The organism is Sphingobacterium corticis, assembly GCF_042684745.1.
In the GTDB taxonomy this organism is placed as follows: domain Bacteria; phylum Bacteroidota; class Bacteroidia; order Sphingobacteriales; family Sphingobacteriaceae; genus Sphingobacterium; species Sphingobacterium corticis.
Genome location: NZ_JBHUMA010000006.1, coordinates 1,113,894 through 1,138,923 on the forward strand (window position 1 = coordinate 1,113,894; position 25,030 = coordinate 1,138,923).

Below are 25,030 nucleotides of genomic sequence, written 5' to 3' on the forward strand. Positions count from 1 at the left end.
TGCTAAAATTTAATATTCAGGTTAAAACCAAAACCTCTTCGCGTTGGCAAAGAGCCGTATTCCAATCCTTGACCATTGCTATTATTATAGTTGGAATCCGGATCAACATTTGGAATATCTTTGTAGATGATGAAAGGATTTCGAGCCACCAGGCTGATAGCAGAACCCTTTAACCCCAAGCGATTATTTAACGCCTGCGGCAGTGAATACGTCAGCGTAATTTCGCGCACCTTCACATAGGTTGCTTTGTAAATAAACGGTGTGGCAATGTTTGCGCCTTCATTAGAAAATACCGTCCAATACAAACTCGGATCCATCGCGTTCGTGTTTTGCACATAAACCGGATCAGCCGCCGTTCCTGTATTCACAACCCCATCCGGTACGAATCCACCCATTCTTCCCTCCGATCGCCATTCTGCGGGAGATTTCTTTTCAGCTAAACGCTGTTCCTCCGAAGCGATCCATTCCGCACGACCTTCTAAGGTTGCTAAGGCCGATCCGCGCGCATGCATGAATAAATTTGTCATTGAGAATATATCAGCGCCATATTTCACATCCAACGCCGTGTTCACACTGAAACCTTTGTAGGAAACGCGACTGGTTAAACCGCCCGTCCAATCGAAAATCCCTTTACCCAATACTTTCATTTCCGGATCGATGGTTGGTTGCAGATTGGCATTTAGAATTTTGTTTCCTTCGGGATCACGTAGGAAATCGTATCCCATAATTGTGGCGTACTGCTCTCCCGGTTTAGCGACAACGCGCAACCCAGCCCAACGGGCTTCCGACAACGTCAAATATTCGCCGACGCGATCCGACAAGGATTCGATACGACTGATATTACGTGCAAAATTCACGCTCAAATCCCATTTCACTTTGCTTTCGTTGCTCAACAAACTTCCGGAAACCAATAATTCTACCCCTTTATTAGAAACTACCCCAGCATTAATCAATTGCTGCGGAAAACCGGATGATATGGCCGATGGCACAATATTGATTTGATCTCTGGAATCAGAAGAATAGTAAGTGGCGTCGAAGTTGAATCGGTTGTTGAAGAATTTCATATTGGTTCCGACTTCGTAAGAGCGCGTTCTGGTAGGTTTTAAATCGATCGGCGGAATAACGCGACTCGATATTTTACCATTTAGCGAGCCATTGAATGGCAGTTGGTTCAGCGCGTAATACAAATCCAATAAGAAGGGATCGGTATCATTTCCGACTTCCGCAATAGAAGCACGTAACTTTCCGGATGACAAAATACGGTTGCTGATTTTGAACGCGTCTGTGAATACAAAACTGGTCGACAGCGAAGGATAGGTATAAGAATTATTATTTGCCGGCAAAGTAGATGATTGATCGCGACGTAATGTAGCGTCGAAAAACAAGAAATCCTTGTAACCCAAAGTAGCTAAACCATATACGGAACGAATCGTACGCGGAATATCATTCTCAATCACTGATTTATCCAAATAACTTCCAGGCGTGATAGCATCCGGGACAATCATATTGGTAAATGCAGCGGTAGATCCTTGACGAAGACGTTGATTGATGCTCCCTCCGACGCGCGCCGACAAGTTGAAATCTGTTCCCAACTTTTTGGTATAGCTGGCTAAAACTTCCATTTGATTCGTCACATATCGTTGATTGACCTGATCAAGCTGTCCGCCGAGCGCGCCGGGCGTGGTTCTCGGACGATAGTTTTCGTAATCCAAATAGGTAATATCCGTTGCTGCTTTCGCATTTACATTAAACGCTTTGGAAAACTCATACGTAGCATTCAACGCACCCGTCAATCGATCTTTGTCGGTTACGTTGTACATTTCATTGATTACCCAATACGGATTGATGCGATATTGTCCGCCTCCCCAATCCAAATAATCGCCTTGCGCTGTTTTGTAGTTCGTTTTGAACAATTCCTGATCGATATTATTTGCCAATCCATTAAAACTGTTACCGATGTTCGATGGAGAATCGCCCAAACCGGCACGGTTGTTCACGCGTTCATTCAAGTAAGTTGCGCGTACATCAAAAGATAGCTTTTCGCCGAATTTTGATCTTCCTGTGAATGTATATGTGTTTCTACGGATATCGCTTGATGGAATAATGTCTTTGTAACGCAAATCGGAAGCAGAAAATCGAAAGCTCGATTTTTCCGTGGAATTAGATAATGCTACCGTGTTATTAAATGACGATCCGGTACGGAAAAAGTTTTGAATATTGTCCTGCACAAGCGCGTAAGGACGAGATTCACCATCAAATCCGACATAGTTTACTCCAGGATCCAATCTTGCTCCAAAATTGATGAACAAACTATTAAATGCTTGCGCTTGATCGCTTGGAATAAGTTGATTTCTTCCCTGACCGTACAAATATTGCACATCATCATAGCGAGTCAGCTGTGTTTCAATCGTATTTGTGCTATTGAAATCAATCCCCAATTCCCGTTTCCCCGTTCCTTTTTTGGTAGTAATCAAGATAACACCATTTGCGGCCAAACTTCCGTAAAGTGCCGACGCGGAAGGACCTTTTAATACGCTGATGCTTTCGATATCGTCCGGATTAATGGCCGAAATCGCATCGCCCATATCCACACCAGCGCCAAACTGTCCCGTCCCAACTTGACCGTAGTTCGAATTATCAATTGGAATACCGTCGACCACATAAAGCGGTTGGTTATCGCCAGTAATACTCGTTGCTCCACGTATTACCACTCGAGAAGATCCGGCTGGTCCACCTGCTCCGCTATTGATGACCAATCCAGCCACTTTACCAGATAAGGAATTCATCACGTTAGTTTCTTTTGCCTTATTGATATCGTCGCCACTGACCTGCGTAACGGAATAGCCAAGTTCTTTTTCCCCGCGTTTAATGTTCAAGGCCGTTACGACAACATTTTCTAAAGTTGCCATGCCATCCTGCATATTCAGATCGTACGTTTTCTTGGATGCATCCGCTCTCATCGTGACGGTTTCGTAGCTCAACATGCTGAATGAAACACTGTCGCCCGTGCTTACGCGGATAGAATACCCGCCTTGCACATTCGAACTGACGGATTGTTGTGTTTTTTTGTTTGTGATGGTTACTCCGGCCAATTTACTTCCGCCCGCACTTTGGATGATACCGGTTTGATTAAACGTTTGCTGCTGCGCGAGTGCGTGCCAGGGCCACCAAAAGGCACAACAGAGCAAGGTAGCTAGAAAATATCCAGCTAAGTGATTTTTTGAATTCATGTGGTTAGTGGTTGAGGTTAGTTTTTCTTTTGTATTAGTAGCTGTTTATCAATTCATTGAGTTTTCGTTAACGTACACGTTTTTGGTCTTAAAAAAATTCGCTAGCCAAAAGGCAGCAAATCTGTATTTCGGAAACACTCTCCTGATTTCCTTTGGTTAATTAAAACGAATATAATCATAAAATTCTAAAAAGCAAGTTTTTAGAATAAAAATCCATGACAAATTTTAAAAAATATAGCCTCTTCTCCCTTTTTCGATCAAATCCATTTCCAATTTTCATAGATTTAACGTTTATACATTGGAGCGAGAAAAAATGCAAAACATATTCAAGGAGCATTTAAAGGAACTCATTGAAATAAACGATGAGGAATATGCATCTATTAACACCTATTTTCAAGCTATGAAATTTCGCAAGCGGCAGTTCGTTATTCAGGAGCATCAATTTGTCGACAGCATATATTTCGTGATGAAAGGCTTGATTAAAAGCAGTTTTATCGACGAAGCAGGTAAAGAGCATATTTTACAATTCGCTAGCGAAAATTGGTGGACTTCGGATTTTGCTGCTTTTTATAAAAAAGAAAAATCGACCATCGCGTTGGAATGTGTCGAAGAATCCGAGCTGATGGCGATTCGCTTCGCGGATTTGGATCAACTTTGCATAGCATTTCCAAAAATGGAACATTTCTTTCGTTTGAAATCGAACTTCGGCTATGTTGCCCTGCAGAAACGTATTCTGTCGTTAATGGCAGATTCAGCAAAAGGCCGATATGAAAGCTTTTGCGCACAATATCCCCATCTGATTCAACGGCTTCCGAAGCAACTTATCGCTAATTATCTGGGATTGAGCAGGGAAACCTTAAGTCGGTTACAGCTGTGATCTACATCACATGCAATTTGTGCGCTATGTCCTTGTATGCAAAAGCTTGTTCGAACTAACTTTACAGCAACAAAAAATAGAAACATGTAGCGGTGTCAGCTGTTTCATGTTAGGTGACATCCTCCAAAAAAATACGCGGATGGATAGAATCAGAAAAAACGATTAATGCACTAAAAACGATAAGTTATGTCACAAGAATTAAGCAAAGAACCACAATTTGACGGAGTTGGATATGAGCCTTCACCTTTCTCGTTATCCCAGTTCGTAGCACCAAAAACAGACTACGATTTCACGAAATATGAGCGAGGTAACCAAGATAAAAACAAGAAAATCTTGGTGGTTTGTACAGAAGAGCGCTATATGACCATGCAAAACGGGAAAAAGTTTTCGACCGGAAATCATCCTGTAGAAACCTTAGTTCCGATGCTACATCTCAAAGCGGCAGGTTTCGATGCGGATATTTATACGCCAACTGGAGCTCCGGCAATTTTCGAAATGTGGGCAATGCCTTCTGAAGACGATGCTGTGAAAGGTATTTATGAGGAATACAAAGCGCAGTTGGAAAGTCCGAAAAGCTTGCAAGATTTCGTGTCCGGAAATTTAGAATCTGAGGTAGAATATGTAGCTGTATTTTTACCGGGTGGCCACGGCGCGATGTTGGGATTGCCAGAAAACAACGACCTGAAAAAAGTGCTTCAATGGTCAATCGAAAAAGACATTCACGTTTTAGCTATTTGCCACGGCCCGGCAGCTTTCCTGGCGGCGGCGCACGAGGAATCTGCGGAAGATTTCCCTTTCAAAGGTTATCAAATAAACTCTTTCCCGGATGCTATTGACACGCAAACTCCGGCAATTGGTTATGTTCCCGGAGAAATGCCGTGGTTTTATGGCGAGAAATTGCAGGCTTTAGGCGTCGAAATTCTAAACGGTGATATTTCAGGCGCTTGCCATACCGACAGAAAATTGGTCACGGGCGACAGCCCAATGGCAGCCAACAATTTTGGAAAAATGAGTGCTGAAGCGCTGTTGAAATAATTTTTACACAAAAAAGTAGAAAGAGCCGGAAAAAAAATCCAGCTCTTTCTGCATTAAGATATTTCTATCTCGCCTTTCTTGCATCATAAAGCGAAAACGGCCTAACTAATTTTTATAATACTGATAATTCTCTTTTGTCAGGATATCAATCGGCATATATTGCGTTTCCGGATTTTCCGCGTTCCCATTGAGATGCTGGTACAAGGTCATAATGCCACGATAACCCTGCTCTTGCGGTTTTTGGCAAATCAAGAAATCAATTACGTTCTCTTTCATATAATTGACATTCTCTTCGAGAAAATCGTAGCCAATCAACTTTACATTTTTGATTTTCCGATCGGCAAAATATTTCGCTACGGAAGCCACACGCGAATTGGTTACGAAAACTAAATCTATTTTTTGCGCAGCCATCACTTTATCCAACGCTAATTTGATGGAATCGTAATCGGTATTTCGAATATCAATCTTAGAAATTGACAAATCGCTTCCGGCCTTCTCGAAATATGCTTTGAATCCTTCCTCCTTTTTTAATAAGTGATGATGCAAATCAATTTCCTTCGAAATATTCACGATCAGTGCAGATTGTTTTTCACTAATCAAATATTTACTAAGATGAGCGGCCACATAACCACTTTGAAATAAATCGGGACCTACGTAAGAAATACGCGCGGTCGTATTTAAATCAGAGTTGATCAATACGGTGGGTATCTTTTTATCTTGACATTTGACTAAAAAGCGCTTTGATTCCGATTCAAACATAGGTGCCAATAAGGCTCCATGATATTCTTTATCGAACACCGCAGCCATTTGCTGGTCGAAAGTTTGTCTATCGTTCTGATCGAAAAAGTACTTATCAATTCGAACGCCGAAGTTCGATAATTCTTCTGCAGCTTGATTAATTCCATTCAGCGGTGCGTTCCAATATCCGGTTTCTGTGGAAACGGCAGGAATCAGCACCGCCAACTTAACGATCTTTTTGGAAGCCAAACGCCGAGCCATGATATTTGGCTTGTAATCGAATTCTTTAACGATGGCGAGCACTTTATCCTTCGTTTTTTGGGAAACGCCGACGCGATTATTTAATACGCGATCGACCGTACCTATAGATACGTTTGCTTTGATGGCAATCTCTTTAATACCAATACCTTGTGATTCGTCATTTCCCATTATAACAAAACTAATAAATTTCGAGATGTATTATGTAGACATTATGCGGCTGATATATCTCAATTAAAAAAAACGTCGAAGTTAAAAACTAAATGACGCAAGCACTAACCAATTTGAAAACTATATTTGACATTAACCAACACATAATATTATATTGTGAAAACAATACTTACTAAGCTTTTCACTATTATGATTGTCATTATGAAGACTATACTTACCGTTTTTCTTGCTTGTGCTTTTACTTGTGCTTTTACTCAAAATAAAATTAATGTTGTTACTGAGGATATCCATAATTTTTGGGAAGCATATGACAATATGCTTGAAGTAGATAATTTTTCTGATAAATTGAGTACAATAAATAAGATATACCTTGATAAACAGACGGCGGGTTTAAAAAAGTTCAGACAATTAAATAATTACAAAGACACATCTTACATCAAGATGCTTGAAAACTATCCTTCCTATTTTCAAGCGATCCGATCAAACATGCATAAGTTAGCGACTCAAAAAGAGTTAGTTGAATCTGCTTTCTCAAAATTCGAAACTCTATACCACGATCTTCAGGACGTCAATATCTATTTTACTGTAGGTTGTTTTAATTCTGGTGGCACAATATCAGATAATATGATTTTATTGGGTGCCGAAATCCTATCCGCTGATAGCACTATAAATTTTGAAGAGAAAAATCTAAAATGGTTAAAGGATTATGCCGAAACTCAAAAAATAGATAATATCGATTTCTTTACGATTCACGAATATGTACACATACTACAAAAGAAAAATGACACTTTGAAACCTACGGTGTTAAGTGCCTGCATAGGTGAGGGTGCCGCTGATTTTGTAGCGGAATTGGCTACCGAAAAACCGCTTAATACACCTTACAGAAGATATGGAGAAAAACACTTTAGGAAAATAAAAGAGGATTTCAGGAAAGAGATGTTATCTACCGAAAAACATTCCAATTGGCTTTATAACGGCCACAAATTCGGAGAAGCTGGTGATCTTGGATATTTTTTAGGATATGTTATTTGCAAAAGCTATTACGAACAAGCGATAGACAAAAAGCAAGCGATAAAAGAAATTATCGAAGTGGATTACAACGATGAAAACGCAATTGAGACATTTTTGGATAAATCTAAATTTTACCAGTAAACGAGTATCAAAATATTAGTTCAGGTGATAGTGATCAAAATCGCTTTTTGCCAAATGACAAATTTATTCCGGGCAGTGCTACGGAACTTTGTGCAATAAACAATAGCATAAAAGATGAAAACAGTATTAGTAACAGGTGCATCGTCTGGAATTGGCAAGGCGACTTACAATTATTTGGCAGAAAAAGGTTATAAGGTTTATGGTGCGGTTGGCAGGAAATCGGTCATACAATCGTGGGCTGGGAACAGATCGTCAATAAAATCGTAAAAAAATCACTAATACTGAAGCTTGATCGACGAAGTACACTAGTTTCTGAAGACGCTACAACGCGCTATTTGGTATTTTTAGAGGAGTTTCCGCGATTGGCAAATCGTATTCCGCTCTCCTATTTAGCATCATATTTGGATATAACGCAATCGTGTTTAAGTCGAATTCGCAAAACGATGCGTTAGTTTTTAAAAAGTGAAAATCCCTCATGTATCATGAGAGATTTTCGCTTTTTTAGCATGCAAAAAACCTTAGATTTTAAATCCACCGGAAACCTCGATGCGTTGCGCATTGATCCATTTCGAATCTTCCGAACAAAGGAATGCGACCACACGACCAATATCGTCTGGCATACCGACGCGACCCAGAGCGGTTTGTGATGATAAGAATTGCGCGAACTCCTCGTTATCTCTGGTTGCACCTCCTCCGAAATCAGTCGCTATCGCTCCCGGAGCCACGGAATTCACACGAATTTTGCGACTTCCTAATTCTAGCGCTTGATAGCGGCTCAATGAGTCAATCGCGGCCTTCATCGCTCCATAGGCTGAATAACCTGCAAAAGAAAACCTTGCCAATCCAGACGAGGTATTTACCACGCTGCTTCCGTCGTTCAACAATGGTAACAGTTTCTGTGTCAAAAAATATGGACCTTTAAAATGAATATTTGTCATGGCATCCAACTGCTCTTCCGTAGCTTCTGCAAACGGCGCATTGATGCCAATTCCTGCATTGTTTACCAAAGCATCTAACAAATCTCCATTAAACTGATCGTTAAGTATTTGTTTCACTTTGTCGACGAATGCCTCGAATCCTGACGTTTTAGACAAATCTAATGCAATAGCAAATGCCTTTCTACCTAAATCCTGAATCTCTTTGACGACTTGTTGCGCAAATTCTTCTTTCGTTTGATACGTGATGATGATGTCAAATCCTTTTTCCGCCAACTTTAAAGCGGCATCTTTACCTAATCCGCGGCTACCGCCGGTCACTAACGCTATTTTTCCTTTCATGATGATCTTTTTGTTTAAAAGTACAACACAAAATTGCACAATATGTACCTTGGTAATTTGTCTACATCAAACGGATGTTTGTAAAAATCAAACCAGCAAATTGGAACGATAGACATTGGGAGAAACGCCGGAAAGTTTTTTGAAGAAATGGGAGAAAGACGAAAGTTCGTCGAAACCTAAAGTGAAAGCAATTTCCGAAATGTTCCAATGTGTTTGGTTTAACAAGGTTTTTGCTTCTTGAAAAATGCGTCCGCGAATGATTTCACCAGTTGTCCGTCCTGTGCTTTCTTTTAACACACGATTGAGATGGTTGACGTGTACGCCCAATGCATTGGCGTAGTCGACCGGAACCTTCAATTGCAAAGATTGTTGCAAATTTTCTAATGGAAATTGAGATTCTAGCAGCTCGATAAAAATTGCGCTCGTTCTGCTGGCTGCTGTCTTTGTGGTATCCGAAACAGGAATTGGTTTTAACTTCTGTCCGAAATGAATCAGCTCCATCAATTGATTTCGTAACAAATCGTACTTAAATGTATAATCAGAGGACAATTCAACCTGCATCCTTTGGAAGATAGCACGAGCAGCTTCATATTCCTTTTCTGAAATTTCAAACACAAAATCGCTCTCCGCGGAAAAGATTGGAAGGTAATCGATATCCGTCCCGATGTTGGATTTGCTCATAAAATCCGGCGTAAAAACGCAAAAATAACCCGCTTGATCTTCGTCCAAAGGCGTGTAATAATAGGGCACTTTTGGGGATGCAAACAAAACCCCGAACTTTTTTACCTCCAACGTTTTTCCTGCATATTCCACTTTATTGCGACCGCGAATCAAGCTAACTTTGTAGTAAGCACGACGATTGTAAGGCATCTTCGGACGCTGTTTCGCCGACTTGTACATTTCTCCGATATCGAAAATATTGAAGTTGCCAATCTCCTTTCCAATATTTTCATTTAGAAAGTTGGTAATCTCCGGACAAGCATCTTTTAAGAGATCTTTGTAAAAATCTTGAATAGCGATTGCGCTCATAACAATTTGTAAAATTCGAATATAAGATCTTTTTTGGTAATGGCTATTATTGAACAATCAATACGATAATACTATTGCTTTAAAAAAAACTCACCTTAGAAATACCAACTATTTCTTAAGGTGAGTAGCGTTGCAAAAAGTTTAGGGTAACCCTTTACTTTAAAAAACTTTCAGAAATTGCTTATAGCGTTTTATTTGCGATATCCCACCACAAACGCGTTCCTCCATTATCTTTACCACCAAGCATTTCCACTGCTTTAGTCACCGCAGCATTGTTGCTATTGTATTCTCGCTCGGGATATGGCATTCTACGAATCCCTGGATTAGTCGGAATAACGTTATTACTCAGGTTTACTACAACCGGAAACAAGATCGGATAGCCAGAACGGCGGTACTCTGCCCAAGCTTCGTCACCATCTGGGAACATGGCAATCCATTTTTGTGTAATGATGCGCTCTAACTTTCTATCCCGTGTATCGGCCTCATTCCATTGCACGGTTATGGTACTCAAATACGGAGATCCCGCCGCAATATTGTTTTGCCCTGCCGTTACGGATTTTGGATCGGTGTATGGTGCAGGTATGTTAGTAGCGTTACTGATATACGCTGCCGCGCCACCTAATTGGTGCATTTCGAACGAGCGAGTGACACCTGTTTCGTAATTTATCTTGGCGTCTCCGGCATTGTTCCATCCTCTCAACGCAGCTTCAGCTTTCAAAAACCAGCTTTCTGATGCTACCATCAATTGCATTTTGTTGAGCTGAGGACTTAATCTTGAAAAGTTTTCGTATCGTCCTTTTGCATCAATATTGATTCCCGTTCTTAATCCTTTACGTTGATCTCTAACGGTAGCATCTAACGCAGGTAAAAAATATTTTGATAATCTGGGGTCATTCAAACCGCCAAGAATAGACTCAACATTTGCGTGCATTCTCGTATCACTCCACGATGATGTAATGATGTTCAACGGGTGATCAGTGCTTAAACTAATTAAACAGTTGTCTGCGGTTTCAGCTAACAGACCGCCACTACTTGGATCAAGCGACTTCTCTCCTTCGGATTTAGCCAAAGTCGGATTGACATAGGCGATACGCAGCGCCAAACGTAAACGCAGTGTATTTGCAAACTTCAACCAATGTGTGTAGTTATCCGACGTGTACGCCAAATCGGATTTCTGCATAGCTGATGATACGTTCTGTCCAACATACGTCTTCAATATGGAAGTCGCCGTATCTAAATCTTTAAAAAAGTTGTTGTATGCTTCTTCTTGAGAATCGTAGTGGATCTGATTGCTTTCGTCGGGAGCGTTATATTTGCTATAAATAATCGGTCCTACTTTGTCGGACGTTCGATGCATAGCAGAAACTTTTAAAACTTTAGAGAACGCAAATATATCTTGTAGATTCTCATCCGCCCGAGTCATGATTTCCACGCGTGAGATGGGATTCATGGCACGTATGTAACGATCTACCCAAAGCGAAGAAAACCAGCTTGGCACTAAGCTATAGGTTAGATTGTTGGCATTTCCTACAAACGGGGTTGGTGACGCGAAGTATCCAGAGTAAGCATCGCTTGTCAAATTATTGGATAATTGATACTCTCCTACGTTTTCAGAAATGATCGCCCGTTGTCCTTGTGCAAGATAAGCAGCTACCAAAGCAAAATCTCCCATTGCTTCTTCATCCTTAACGCCCGCTGGATTTGTGTTTAAATCGGTAAAATCTTTCGTACAACTGGCTGTAAACAATAGGGCTCCAAGCGCTATTGCTATTGGTTTATAGTAAAAAAATGTCTTTTTCATTTTACAGTGATCTTATTGAGTTAAAAGGATGCCTTCAGATTTAATCCGTAGCTTCTTGTTGCAGGCAATGCGAAGCTATCATATCCTTGTCCGCCGACACCAGTAGTCGTATTCAACTCTGGGTCGTAAGGTGCATCGTTTCTGAAGAAAAATAGATTACGGCCTGTTAGTGAGATCGAAGCGCCGTTCACTCCCTTCCACTTAATCGGCAAGGCATAGCTGATAGCAATTTCACGCATGCGAATATTTGTTGCACTGTACACTTGTCCTTCAATAATACCGTCGCGGTTTCCGACTGCACTGTAGTATGCTTGTGCAGGCAATTTACCTTCCCATGGCGTTCCATCCAATTTAACAGCAGGGACATCCACACCTCCAGCATCACGTGCCGCGGCACTTTCCTCACTTACACCGAATGAATTTAAGTACCCATCAGTTACGCTGATTACCTGTCCGCCGAAACGTGCATCAATCGTGAAGCTCAAAGCCACCTTTCCGTAATTAATGGTATTATTCCAGCCTACAATAGATTTCGGATTATTGTTACCAATATATCCTTCTGGACCAATTTGAGGCCTTCCAGTATCATCGACGACGATGGTACCATTTTCATCCCTTAAAAATGTACGCGCCCAAAAATCACCGAATTGCCCTCCCACTCGAAGTACATTAAAGTTTCCACCAATCGGATAACGTTCACCAAGGTTCGGCGCCAATTCCAATATTTTGTTTCTATTTGCTGTAAAATTCAAAGATGTATTCCAACTGAAGTTTTCTTTACGGATAGCGTCAATTCCTAAAGCTGCTTCAATACCTTTGTTTTCTACATTACCTGCATTTAAGAAAGCGGTCGTAAAAATTTGGCCTACTGCCGCTTCATACGTAAAGTATTGGTCTCTTGTGTTGGTTTTGTATAGCGCTAAGTCGAAATTAATTCTATTATTCCAAAAACGTCCTTCGTAACCTACTTCGTAGCTTCGGCTAATTTCTGGTCGAAGCGGTAAACCTTGATATGGCCCTGCAACATTGGAGTTTAACACCCCAGTAACTAATGTATTCGTCGGAATCGTACTGTAGATTCCAACATCATTTCCAACCTCGGCCATAGTTACACGGAATTTACTATAGCTGATAAATGATGGCAATGTAAACATATCCGACACTACCGCAGATAAACCAGCTGACCAATAGAAGTAACCTTTTTTCTCTCTTGGTGTATTTGCCAACGTGGATGCCCAGTCATTTCTTGCCGTTAAATCCAAAAAGATTCGATCCTTATAACCCAAATTCGTAGATGCAAAGATCGATTGCAATTGCCGTCTGCTAATTGTTTCATTCAAGGTATTGATCGGAGCTTCTCTAAAGATATTGCTCAACAAAAATTTATTTGCTACCGCTAATTTTGATTGATCTAAATTCCAACCTCTAGAGCGTGTGTCATTGATAGAGGTTCCGGCAGTAAAATTCAAATCCCATTCATCTGCAAATGTTTTATTACCGATCAATAAAAAGTCCCCATAAATTGCAGTACTTTCCATTTCATCACGTGTATATCGACCATTATCATCAATCACACCGTCAATTCTTTCTCCAGATAAAACACCCTGTGTTCCAGCATAAACATGCCTTTCCCATTTATCCCAACGTTTGTTAAGCGTTCCTCTTGCACTTACCGATAACCAGTCTGTTAGCGTGTATTTCAACTGTCCTTGCGCAATAATATTGTCTCGTAATTGAAAGTTTGGATTTCTATTTAATACCCAAAATGGATTTTGACTATGATGTGTACCTGTTAAACCTGCGTCTGCATTGATGTTCCACCAATCTTGCAAATACAAATTTCTAGTTGGAGAAAGATATTCGTAATTCTGATACTGATTGAAGTCTAAGCCTCTCGGAAACATATACAAGCCCGGCAAAGCATTAAAGTACAAACCGGAAGTTGGACGATTCTTGATATCTTGGCGGGAATACATCATACTCCCATCAAAAGTTAATTTGTTGTCGAAGAAATTCGTTGAATTACGGAATGTTGCTGAGTGTTGTTTGAAAGTATTAGTAGGTAAAATGCCGTTATTTGTTGTGTTACCATACGAGAAGTAATTTTGCATTTTATCGGTACCGCCGCTCAGCGAAACCGTGTTTATCAACGTCGTTCCCGTGTTGTAAAAGTCTTTTACCGGATCAGCGAAACTGCCTTTTTCGCCCCAACTTTCTTCACTTCCTTCAGTAGTTTGTCCATAGCGATACTGTAACTTTGGCAAGTAATAAGGTTGATCGGCTGTAATACCAGAAGAAAGATCAATGCGAAGATTCCCTGCTGCGCCCTTTTTGGTAGTAATCATAATGGCGCCATTTGCACCTTGACTACCGTATAAAGCGGAAGCAGAAGCTCCTTTCAAAACATTAATGCTTTGAATGTCATCCGCATTCAATGTACTCAAGATGTCACCGCGATCTGGTCCGCCACCGAATGCGCCTTCTGACCCGCTTCCTGTTGTATTGGTAATTGGTAATCCATCGATAACATACAATGGTTGATTGTCGCGGTTAGATTTGAAGCCGCGGAGAATAATATTTACCGATCCGCCAATTCCTGAGGAACTACGGTTTATTTGCATACCGGAAACCTTACCTGTTAGATTATTCATCGGGTTAGCATCTTTAACGCGCGTTAGCTCCTCGCCTTTTACCGACTGGGTGGAGTAAGATAGACTTTTTGCTTTTCGTTGTACTCCTAACGCGGTTACTACCACATCTTCGATGTCGTTACCTTGCGGTGTTAAAGCAATAGTAAAGTTTTCATTCGACGAGGGGATGGTTTGCGTAGTACTATTGTATCCTATGATAGATACTTTTACCGAAGTTGTCCCTGTTGGAACTTCAATAGAAAAATTTCCGGCTTCGTCAGTCGACGTGCCGCTTTTGCTTGGCTCAAGGGTGATGGTTGCACCAGAGATCGGTGATTTCGTTTGCTCATCCACAACGGTTCCCTTCAAAACTCGTTGTTGGGCATAAGACAAATTCATCAACAATAGCCAGACAGCTAGATTAGTTAATGTTTTAAGCATAAAAATAAGTTCAATTTGTATAGAGGTGATTAATGTAACAGCATTATTACTGTAACAGCAATAATACAAAGATTAAATGAAGTTGCTCCTACCCAATTTCACTTTTTTCAATGTTTTTCAAAACTGACAGTTAATGAAAGAAGGCAGCTTAATATAAGTTGCAAAATCAAAACACAACATGCTGTAAATAAAAAAACAAGCTTCAAAAAAAGCATTTCGAGCATGTAAATGATCAGATAGGAAGGATTCAACTTACTAAAAACTATATTTACGATAATAAACCATAAGAAATAAACACGAACTTAAATTATGATTCAGCTTTTTCAGCAAACCAGCCATTTATAAGTATTCAATAGAGACATAATTAGCCGCATTACAAGAATACATATAACAACCTCGTAGCTGAAGTAAGATATTAGCTCGAATAAATCCGAATTTGATTAATTATTGAAAGTTTTTAAATATCATACTTATCATTCTAAAAAAAGAAGAAAGGATTGGGAGCACCGTCAGTAGAAAACACAGCTTCTCATTAATATTTATCTAGTCATAGGAATGTTTAGGAAAAACTTAAATTGAAAATTTAAAAAGCATTAAACTCAAAATCTCTCAGTTAAAAGAATTATAGAATGAAACGATAACTACGGCGTGGAGGTTTACGCGCTTAAATCTTTCATTTGAGACAATTCAACAATATTTTGATACGATTTGATGATATAATATTACATACAATAGTGAAATTTGATTTACTGAATTACTGCTAACCAAAAACGTAAATCAAAAGCTTATGATGCTATATCAAAAGCGTAGTTCAGTTATTCGCCCCCATAGACTAATTAATTAAATGCAGTGATGCGTAAACAAAATGATTAACTGAAAACCTATTTTTTGTGTAGAAAAAGAGCCGCCTTATTGTAAACCAGAAAGGATTAAAGAAAATCTAGTCAGACATTCTTCACACGAGAATGCGAGAACTTTTATGTCCAAAATCGTAAGAATTTTGGGACTTGAAATCTTTTGTCTTATTTCACAAGCAATTTCGCCACAAATTTCATCGGTTTTCGTAGCTCATTTAGTACTTGTTCGATTCTAACCAGTTGAACACGGTAAGCGCGGCACCTAATCTATAAACTTTATAATTAATGAGAACCTATGATGAAAAACAAATTGCCACCAACTATGTGGCCATCGCGTTGGCGTAAATTGAGCTTCGCGATCAGTTGCTTTTTCTTGCTCACTTCCTTCGGATTTGCCAGAGAAAAAAGCGAAAACCACACAGCTATTCTTGAGAAAAGCAGCACCTACTTTCAGCAAGATAAGGAAGTACGTGGAAGTGTCCGCGACACCTCGGGCAACATCTTGCCCGGTGCTTCCGTTAGCGTCAAAAACAAGCAATCTATTGGAACGACAACTGATTTAAATGGTCGTTACATACTTAAAGTCCCCGAAAATGCTACGTTGATCTTCTCGAATATCGGTTTTGAAACTAAAGAGATTAATGTCGCCGGTAAAGAAATTATTGACGTTCAGCTTGTGGAAAGTGGCTTCTTAGTAGAAGAAACCGTGGTAACAGCATTCGGCCAACGGCAACGAAAAACAGATTTGATTGGTTCGGTAAGTTCGATAAACCCGGAAGAATTACGAATGCCGAGCAGCAACTTGACAGGCGCTATGCAAGGGCGTGTGGCTGGGATGATCTCGTTTCAGCGCAGTGGCGAACCGGGCTTAGACAATGCGGATTTCTTCATTCGTGGCGTCGGTACGTTCGGCGTAAACAGCCGGCCTTTAATATTGATTGATAACATGGAGGTGAGCACCGATGATTTGGCCAGAATTCCAGTGGATGATATAGCTAGCTTCTCCATTTTGCGCGATGCAACCGCATCCGCCGTTTACGGTTCCCGCGGTGCCAACGGTGTTATTTTGGTCACCACGAAATTGGGTGCAGAAGGCCGTCCACGAATCACTTTCCGTGCGGAACAGCGGATGTCAGCTCCGACCCAAATGCCGAAAATTGCCGATCCGGTCACGTTCATGCGCATGAACAACGAAGCTATTCTGACGCGTGATCCGCTTGCTTTGACGCCATACACCGATGAAAAGATTGCACGGACTGCCGCTGGCGACGATCCAATTAATTATCCAGCGGTTAATTGGCTTGATGAAGTAACAAAACCAAATACACACACGCAAAATTACAACCTCAACATCCGCGGTGGCGGACAACTGGCCCGTTACATGGTCAGCGGAAACTTTACACAGGATGATGGCCTAATCCGTGTAAATCCGATCAACAATTTCAATAACAATGTTGTTTTTAAGGTGTACAATATACGAAGTAACATCGAAGTAAACGTCACGAATTCAACACAGTTGATGGTGCGCACGATTGCCAATTATCGAAATTACAGCGGACCTCCAGAAGGTGGAAGTTCTTCGTTTCGAAATGCATTACGAGCGAATCCAGCCTTGTTTCTTCCTGTTTACGAACCGGGACCGCAACAAGCGTACATCAGCCATCCCCTATTCGGAAATTATGACGATGGAAGTGCTGCCTCCTATTTAAATCCATATGCGCAAATCGTCCGAGGTTATTCGGAATGGTCGGAAAGCAATATGCAGGTGCAGATAGAACTTCGTCAAGATTTCTCCAAATGGATTGAAGGATTGAGTTACCGCGGTTTAGCGAATGCATCGCGGAAAGCTTACATGGAATACCGCCGTCAGTATAATCCGTTTTACTACTCGCCGCAAGGCATCGATCCTACTACGGGTGCGTACACCTATTTCAACCTGAATCCTTTAGATGGAACGGAATACCTGAATTTCAGCGATAACGGACGCGGACAAGAATCGCTTTTCTATATGGAAAATGCATTCAACTACAATCGTACGTTTGACGACAAGCACGCTGTAACTGGTATGGTTATCAACACCATTAGAAACCGCATTACATTACCAAGAGATGAAACAGGAAATGTCATCAACACGTTGCCGTATAGAAACGTCAGTTTTGCGGGATCATTCACGTATGCATACGACAATCGTTATCACGCACAATTCTCTTTCGGCTATAATGGTTCCGAAGTTTTTGCGCGCAACCATCGTTGGGGATTTTTCCCATCAGCCGGGATAGCTTGGACCATCCATAACGAAAAATTTATGGAACCGCTCCGGGATGTGGTGAATACAGCGCGACTTCGTTTGACGCATGGTTTAGTCGGAAATGACAATATTCATAACACGCGATTTTTCTACCTATCGCAAGTGAATTTAAACGACAATTCACGCAGATACAACTTCGGAATAAATGCGAGTGAAGAAAACTACCACAGAAATGGCGTTTCCATTAGCCGATATGCGAATCCATTCGTTAGCTGGGAAATTTCCCAACAAACCAATCTCGGTGTCGATTTAGGTTTTTTCAATGGAAAACTAACATTTACCGGAGATATGTTCCGTCAGATTCGTTCGAACATCGTTCAAGAACGTGCCGCGTTACCTTCGTCCATGGGACTAGCCGCACCTGTACTTGCGAATTTGGGTAAATATAAAAGTCAAGGATTTGATGCCGAATTGGTTTACAATCATAGCGTAAACCAAAACTTATGGTTTCAAGGTCGCGGAACATTCACATTTTCCAAAGGTGAATATTTGTATTACGAAGAACCCACATTTGATCATGCTTACTTGAGCAGAATTGGATTAGATGTTAATCAGCGTCGCGGTTATGTTGCCGAGCGATTATTTATCGACGATGAGGAGGTATATAATAGTCCGGAACAATCATTCGGTGGTGTCGTGATGGGCGGTGATATTAAATATCTGGATATAAACGGAGACGGTATCGTCAATGCGAATGACAACGTACCTATCGGATTTCCAACCGTGCCACAAATCAATTACGGATTCGGACTGACATCAGGCTATAAAAACTTCGAATTCTCGTTCTTCTTTAGCGGAATGGGTAGAACATCGCTATTTATTAATCCGCGATTACGTAATCCAGACGACGACAGCATCAACGGAGCCGCTCCTTTCGGAAGTCAAACTTCGCCGAACGCTGTTTTGCAAGCTTGGGCGGACAGCCATTGGACCGAAGATAACCGCAACGTCTACGCGCTTTGGCCGAGATTAAGTCAAAACCCATTGGAAAACAACGTAGTGAACAGTACGCATTGGATGCGAAATGGCGCCTTTCTTCGTTTGAAGCAAGTGGAATTAGCATACACACTCAACAAAGAATTTACTAGGAGATTTAAGATCGATCAATTTCGTATTTACGGTAGCGGAAGCAACCTATTCAGTTTCTCTGCATTCGATTTATGGGATCCGGAAATGGGCGATTCAGGATTGAGATATCCGCTTCAGCGCGTGTTTAACCTGGGCGTATTGCTCACACTGTAAACCAATTCAATATGTACTTAAAAATACAGATGATGAAACACAAAATTAAGATACTATATGCAATCGGACTTTTCTTGTTGAGCGGTTGCAATAAATATATGGACATCGTGCCCGATAATATTGCCGAGCTCGAACAAGCATTTTCGATGCGCGTTATGGCCGAGCGATATCTATTTACATGCTACAGTTATATTCCGCGTGGAAATGATTTGCAAAGAAACCCAGCGCTCCTTTCTGGAGATGAGTTTTGGCTAAATTCCATGACAAACTATTCGCAGGGCGAATTTCCAAACTGGTATATCGCCATGGGCGCACAAAACACCAATAGTCCGTTACTCAATTTTTGGGATGGAAATAATCAGGGCGGTAGTGGCGACGATCACGTCCGTTTGTGGCGCGCGATACGAGATTGCAATATTTTCTTAGAAAACATCTATGATGTGAGGGATATGGACGAAGTAGAAATAAAGCGCTGGTCGGCTGAAGTAAAATTTCTGAAAGCGTATTTTCACTATTATTTGCTACGCATGTATGGACCAATTCCGATTGTGGACGTTAATACCGCTACTTTCGAAGATCCAGAAAATGTACATTTCGAACGGGAATCAACTGATGCGGTATTTGCCTATATAACGAGAACCATTGATGAGGCTATGCCGGATCTGATGGTCGACGTCATGCAACCTGCGCAGGAAAATGGTCGCGTAACGCAAATTGTTGCTAAAGCGATGAAAGCAGAAATCTTAGTAACCGCAGCGAGTCCGTTATTCAACGGCAATGCGGACTATCCTGATTATGTGAATGCAGACAATCAGCCATTATTCAACGCCGCAGAAAACCCAGAAAAATGGGTAGCAGCAGCAACAGCTTGTCGAGAAGCCATTGCTGCAGCAGAAGCGGCCGGAAAATCATTGTATAAATGGACGCCACCAACGACGATGATTCGTGCGCCACAACCAAGCACCATTTACCAAATGAGTATTCGTCAAGCGGTTACCGAAAGAATGAACAATCCTGAATCCCTTTGGGTAAATAACAGAAGCACAGCAAACCAATCTCATCAAGGTCATGGCTTCATGCCACGCAGTATCGATCCTGCTCGAATTACGAATTCACAAACTGGCGGTTATATGGCACCCACATTAAACATGGCTTTGCTTTTTTATAGCAAAAACGGTGTGCCCATTGAAGAAGATTTCACATACAACTATGCTGGGCGATTCAATTTGCGAACTGTTCCCATCGGACAATCGCCTTACCAATATGATCTTATTCCTGGACATGTTACGGTAGGAATGCATTTTGATCGAGAAAATAGATTTTATGGTTCGCTATCGTTTGATGGTGGTCGATATTTCATGAATAATCACTCAAGTGATAGTTTAGCTTACCCGATTAACGCTCGACCGGGTGGAAATGCAGCAGCAACGAACTCTCCTACGCGATATTCGGGAACAGGCTACACGCCGAAGAAACTAGTCAGTTATTTTAACGTAGTCGGTAGCGAACAAGCATTCACAACGTATACTTACCCTTTCGTGATGATGCGTTTAGGAAATCTGTATTTGCTATGTGCTGAAGCGCTTAACGAAGTGAACGGACCGACGCAGGAAGTTTTCCAATACCTTGATGCTATTCGCGCGCGAAGCGGATTACGTGGAGTAATTGAGTCTTGGTCAGATTTTTCTAGCAATCCAACAAAACCAAACAGCAAAGAAGGTTTGCGCGAGATTATTCATCGCGAACGTACAATCGAGCTAGCTTTTGAATCGCAACGTTTTTGGGATTTAAGACGATGGAAAACCGCACAAGAAGAATTGAACACGCCGATTTATGGTTGGGATATTCGCCAAAACACGGAGCAAACATACTACCGACGCGTCGTAATGTTTACGCGCACGTTTACATTGCGTGATTATTTTTGGCCAATTAGTATTAACGAGCTTCGTAGAAATACTAGCTTACTACAATCGCCACTTTGGTAATTGATCAGGAAATCAAGTTTAATTAACAAATTATGAGAACAACAAATAGATTCATAAAAATATATTTCTTGCTGGCAGCGCACCTAGTGTTGCTCGGGGGATGTGCGGAAGATATGCTTCCAGGACCAACGCGCGAAGGTGGAAAGCCACAATCAATCACATCTTATACGGTGAGAAGCATTTCCGGTGGCGCAATTATAAAATATGAATTGCCGAATGATCGCGATTTACGATACGTAAAAGCCGTTTACACTATGGCTGACGGCCGTGTACGCGAGAATAAAGCATCTGTTTATAAAGATGAAATTCTAGTTGACGGTTTCGCTCGTGCTGGAGAATATCAAGTAAATCTGATCGCGGTAAGCGTCGGTGATGTTGAATCGGATCCAACAACTATTTCAATCAGCGCGCTAACTCCGCCTTATCTACAAACCTTGGAAAAACTTCGAGAGGAAAGCAATCTTACAGCGACATTTGGTGGCATACGTTTATTGTTTGAAAATAATACCGAAGCACCAATTGCTATCCATATTATCGCGAAAAACAATAATGGACAATGGACAACAGCGCGTGATTTTTATACACGTTTGAAAGAAGGCGTTGTAAATGTCCGTGGATTCGCAGCGCAAGAGCGAGAGTTTGGCGTTTTTGTTACCGATCGATGGAACAATATCTCCGATACGTTAACAGGATTATTTACTCCGATTCACGAGGAGATGATGGATAAGAAGAAATTTGCAGAATACCATCTTCCAACGGATACGTGGCAAGCGCACACAGGCTACAGAACTCCGAGTGTGATATGGGACGGGAATACGCGTGTATCTGCCACCATTTTCCATTCTGCACCTGGATCCGGCATGCCACAGCATTTTAGTTTTGATATGGGCGTTGCCGCAAATCTGAGTCGATTCTTGATGTATTCTAGATTGGATCACGAGTATCGATTTAATCACCCGAAGGTGCTAGAATTATGGGGTTCGAACGAACCAAATCCGGATGGATCTTGGGAATCCTGGACTAAAGTAGGGACGTATACATCCATAAAACCATCTGGATTGCCATTGGGAGAACAAACGAATGACGACATTAATTACGCACGTGCCGGAGAAGAATTTGATGTGGAATTTCAAGAAGAGCCATATCGTTATTGGCGTTGGCGCACCTTAGATACATGGGGAGGAAATTCAGATGTTTCCCTTGCTGAGCTCACATTTTATGGAACGGTGGCCAATTAGTTCGCCAATCTACGCACTTAGAAATTTAAGAGATGAAAAGAAATCATATTTACCTCATCATGCTGCTCTGTATGATCGCAAGCAACAGCTTGTTCATGCGATGTACACCGGCTGATCACTTTTACAGTGAATACCTAGAAAATGGAGAACGTATTTATCCCGGCAGACCGGATTCTATTGAGTTCAGAACAGGAAACAATCGGGCCGCAATACGCGCAAAAATAAGTCCGGATTCTCGCGTTGTAAAGATGCGCGTATCCTGGGGTCGGGACAATGAAATAGAAATTCCGATTTTACGGGAGGAGATTGCCGAATACAAACAGGTTATTATTCCAAACGTTCCGGAAGGAAGTTACACGTTTGAAATTCGTACATACGATCAAGAGGGTAACCAATCCATGCGATCGGAAATTTTTGGACGTGTTTACGGGCAAACGTATATTGCCAATTTGAACAATCGCATTATCAATAATTTGGAAGTTTTGGCAAACAACCAAGTTCGACTGAATTGGTTTGTTGAATCTAGGGATACTACGCAACTTGGCGCCAATATCACCTATCCGACATTATCTGGAGACAGCACAAAAATCTTCGTTCCGTCTGAAATCAACCAGATATTGCTACCGGATATTGATCTTTCGGGAACACTGACTTACCAGACATTGTACAAACCTTCATCTTTGGCTATTGATACGTTCTACACGCAATCGGTGACAGTACGAAGTCGGGAGCTTTTACCGCCAGATCGCGAAGAATACGCACAAAGCAATTGGTCAATAAATAGCTTCAGTTCACAAGAACCGAATAACAATCGTGCGGCGGTGAATCTTTTGGACGGTCGGGATGATACGTTTTGGATTGCTCGTTTTTCTTCGCCAGCAACAAATTATCCAAACCACTGGGTAGTGATTGATATGGGCGCGACTTTGGAAGTCAGTGGTTTTATGTTTGCACAGAAAAATGGTGATCGTAAAATCAAGGAAATGGAAGTTTACGTGAGTAATGATAATAAAACTTGGGAGCTAGCTGCGTTGGCGAACCTGCGTAATGTAGATCGCACAAAGCAATATTTTGATATCGCAGAAACACGATCTTTCCGATATTTCAAAATTGTTCCAATCAATGGACACGATAGTCAGCAACAACCTGGCTTAGCCATGGTCGGAGTTTACAAAAACGTTTTCGGCGACTAGATCATAGTCTTAATTTGCAAAAGGCTGCCACGAAGATCTACTTCCGAGCAGCCTTTTGCTTTAGCTAGTAACAATTGCTACGAAGTTATTTCAAATCGTACTTTTCTGACAACTCCAGCTTTTTAATACGGGAAAGTATTCCTCCCTCATTCCGATTAAATATGCTCATCAATTCTGCGACAGATTTGCCGGAGCAATATAATTCTTCTAGCATCCTGTCATCTTCCGCCGTCCAAGGTGCGTAGGCTTTAGGAAAACTTATAGCTGAGTCTTCCATTTTAGATTTATCCGAGTAAGCATCCTCGCGAATTGCCAGCATTCGGCTCGCTATTTCATTTAGTGCGTGTCGAAATCCGACAATATCTTCTTCAAATATGATGATTTTATGTGACTCGTATTTGTCATCCGCCTTTTTTCGCTCCGTAATCCTTAAATACAATTTCTGATTTGCTGACTCTTTCACATCAAAGAAGTACGTGCGATTACCTCGTGATGACATTTCTGTGTCTAAATTTTTTTTATCTAGCATATCGGTATTAAATTGGCTGAATGTAAAAATATAAACTTTAAATTAAAATAAAATAAAAAAATGATAATTTATTACCATATCCAATCCGTGATCTTCCCCTAACAACTGTTTGAACTAAAAATCTATCCATACATGTGATCCTTTTATATGCATATACTATGCTATATTGTGGCATGTTTGAATGTACGAAGTAAGGAGTACGCTCCAAGAAAAGCCCAGTTCCAATAGTCACTGACGTATAACTTCATGTTGACTTTTATGACAACAATGTTCCAAAACCTTAGATCTAAACAGCCGCGATTGTTTTGAGAATGGCAATATTGCGCATTGTTATACCTTGTAAAGTGTCTCGGACGAAATTACAAGACTCTTTAATAGAAGATAAACAAGTGATTGATAATGGATATCCACCAAAAACTTTTACTAAAAAATGTGTGTTGTGTAAACTGATGCACTTACCCATTGATATCACCTCATGCAACTTAATCTACAACCCATATTAGAAAATGAAAATCTTGCCTTAATTCCGCTGGAAAGCAACGACTTTTCGTCGCTCTATCGAATAGCGTCTGATCCAAACATTTGGACTCAACACCCGAACAATGACCGATGGAAAATGGAAAAATTCGATATTTTTTTTTCGAACGCGATTCAAAGCGGCGGTGCTTTCAAAATAATGGACAATTTAAGCGGAAAAATTATCGGAAGCACACGATTTTACAACTACAGGGAAAGCGATAATAGCATATTTATCGGCTATACCTTTTATGCAGTGGAGTATTGGGGAACAGGAACAAACAAACTTGTAAAACAAATGATGTTGGATTACATATTTCAATACGTTGACATCGTTTTTTTCCATATAGGTGTAAATAATACAAGATCGCAAATCGCTATTTCCAAAATTTATGCAGAAAAGATAGCTGAGGAAGAAGTGTATTATGCTGGCGAAGCATCCAGATTAAATTTCGTTTACGCTATTAGTAGAGAAAGATGGATGAATATTCGGTTGTAAATCATTACGTTTCTTCGGCGCTTT

The 25,030-nt window shown here is 40.9% G+C and carries 16 protein-coding genes; 9 read left to right on the forward strand and 7 right to left on the reverse strand.

From position 1 onward, the window contains the following. Positions 1–2: 2 nt before the first annotated feature. Positions 3–3,230: a SusC/RagA family TonB-linked outer membrane protein gene (locus ACFSQ3_RS10810; protein ID WP_380869560.1), complete on the reverse strand. Its 3,228-nt coding sequence runs from the start codon at positions 3,228–3,230 to the stop codon at positions 3–5. Positions 3,231–3,543: 313 nt separating this feature from the next. Between ACFSQ3_RS10810 and ACFSQ3_RS10815 the strand changes: the two genes are divergently transcribed. Both ACFSQ3_RS10815 and hchA read left to right on the forward strand, forming a co-directional pair. After that, on the forward strand, positions 3,544–4,107 hold the full coding sequence (locus ACFSQ3_RS10815; protein ID WP_380869561.1) for a Crp/Fnr family transcriptional regulator: 564 nt from the start codon (positions 3,544–3,546) through the stop codon (positions 4,105–4,107). Positions 4,108–4,293: 186 nt separating this feature from the next. Next, on the forward strand, positions 4,294–5,142 hold the full coding sequence (gene hchA / locus ACFSQ3_RS10820; RefSeq protein WP_380869562.1) for a glyoxalase III HchA: 849 nt from the start codon (positions 4,294–4,296) through the stop codon (positions 5,140–5,142). A 105-nt stretch (positions 5,143–5,247) separates the two neighbouring features. Here the strand turns inward: hchA and ACFSQ3_RS10825 are convergent, their stop codons facing one another. Beyond that, entirely contained in the window at positions 5,248–6,309 is a 1,062-nt protein-coding gene (locus ACFSQ3_RS10825) for a LacI family DNA-binding transcriptional regulator (protein WP_380869563.1), read from the reverse strand. Positions 6,310–6,510: 201 nt separating this feature from the next. On the opposite strand from ACFSQ3_RS10825, the gene ACFSQ3_RS10830 reads away from it, so the two are divergent. After that, positions 6,511–7,461, forward strand: a complete 951-nt coding sequence (locus ACFSQ3_RS10830; protein ID WP_380869564.1) for a DUF2268 domain-containing putative Zn-dependent protease — start codon at positions 6,511–6,513, stop codon at positions 7,459–7,461. Between the two features lie 114 nt (positions 7,462–7,575). Then, positions 7,576–7,728, forward strand: coding sequence for an SDR family NAD(P)-dependent oxidoreductase (locus ACFSQ3_RS10835; protein ID WP_380869565.1), 153 nt, complete (start codon positions 7,576–7,578; stop codon positions 7,726–7,728). Positions 7,729–7,979: 251 nt separating this feature from the next. Here the strand turns inward: ACFSQ3_RS10835 and ACFSQ3_RS10840 are convergent, their stop codons facing one another. The 4 genes from ACFSQ3_RS10840 to ACFSQ3_RS10855 form a co-directional block, all read right to left on the reverse strand. After that, positions 7,980–8,738: an SDR family NAD(P)-dependent oxidoreductase gene (locus tag ACFSQ3_RS10840; protein ID WP_380869566.1), complete on the reverse strand. Its 759-nt coding sequence runs from the start codon at positions 8,736–8,738 to the stop codon at positions 7,980–7,982. An 87-nt stretch (positions 8,739–8,825) separates the two neighbouring features. After that, the gene (locus ACFSQ3_RS10845) at positions 8,826–9,767 is read right to left on the reverse strand and encodes a helix-turn-helix domain-containing protein (protein WP_380869567.1); all 942 of its coding nucleotides are present in this window, start codon (positions 9,765–9,767) and stop codon (positions 8,826–8,828) included. A 181-nt stretch (positions 9,768–9,948) separates the two neighbouring features. Beyond that, positions 9,949–11,568 carry a SusD/RagB family nutrient-binding outer membrane lipoprotein gene (locus tag ACFSQ3_RS10850; protein ID WP_380869568.1) on the reverse strand — a complete coding sequence of 540 codons (1,620 nt, stop codon included), beginning with the start codon at positions 11,566–11,568 and terminating at the stop codon, positions 9,949–9,951. A gap of 20 nt (positions 11,569–11,588) precedes the next feature. After that, the gene (locus tag ACFSQ3_RS10855; protein ID WP_380869569.1) at positions 11,589–14,639 is read right to left on the reverse strand and encodes a SusC/RagA family TonB-linked outer membrane protein; all 3,051 of its coding nucleotides are present in this window, start codon (positions 14,637–14,639) and stop codon (positions 11,589–11,591) included. Between the two features lie 1,152 nt (positions 14,640–15,791). Between ACFSQ3_RS10855 and ACFSQ3_RS10860 the strand changes: the two genes are divergently transcribed. Genes ACFSQ3_RS10860 through ACFSQ3_RS10875 form a run of 4 tightly spaced genes read left to right on the forward strand, consistent with a single transcriptional unit; the run spans position 15,792 to position 23,462 of the window. Further along, a complete protein-coding gene (locus ACFSQ3_RS10860; RefSeq protein WP_380869570.1) occupies positions 15,792–19,046 on the forward strand; it encodes a SusC/RagA family TonB-linked outer membrane protein in 3,255 nt (1,084 codons plus the stop codon). A 29-nt stretch (positions 19,047–19,075) separates the two neighbouring features. Then, complete coding sequence (locus ACFSQ3_RS10865) at positions 19,076–21,031, forward strand: RagB/SusD family nutrient uptake outer membrane protein (protein ID WP_380869571.1); 1,956 nt, start codon at positions 19,076–19,078, stop codon at positions 21,029–21,031. A gap of 32 nt (positions 21,032–21,063) precedes the next feature. Further along, positions 21,064–22,269: a DUF5000 domain-containing lipoprotein gene (locus tag ACFSQ3_RS10870; RefSeq protein ID WP_380869572.1), complete on the forward strand. Its 1,206-nt coding sequence runs from the start codon at positions 21,064–21,066 to the stop codon at positions 22,267–22,269. A gap of 32 nt (positions 22,270–22,301) precedes the next feature. Then, positions 22,302–23,462 carry a DUF4998 domain-containing protein gene (locus ACFSQ3_RS10875; protein ID WP_380869573.1) on the forward strand — a complete coding sequence of 387 codons (1,161 nt, stop codon included), beginning with the start codon at positions 22,302–22,304 and terminating at the stop codon, positions 23,460–23,462. Positions 23,463–23,547: 85 nt separating this feature from the next. On the opposite strand, the gene ACFSQ3_RS10880 is transcribed toward ACFSQ3_RS10875, so the two are convergent. After that, positions 23,548–23,991 carry a DUF3276 family protein gene (locus tag ACFSQ3_RS10880; RefSeq protein WP_380869574.1) on the reverse strand — a complete coding sequence of 148 codons (444 nt, stop codon included), beginning with the start codon at positions 23,989–23,991 and terminating at the stop codon, positions 23,548–23,550. Between the two features lie 475 nt (positions 23,992–24,466). Here ACFSQ3_RS10880 and ACFSQ3_RS10885 point away from each other — a divergent pair, with 475 nt between their 5' ends. Continuing rightward, positions 24,467–25,006, forward strand: a complete 540-nt coding sequence (locus ACFSQ3_RS10885; RefSeq protein ID WP_380869575.1) for a GNAT family N-acetyltransferase — start codon at positions 24,467–24,469, stop codon at positions 25,004–25,006. The last annotated feature ends 24 nt before the right edge of the window (positions 25,007–25,030 follow it).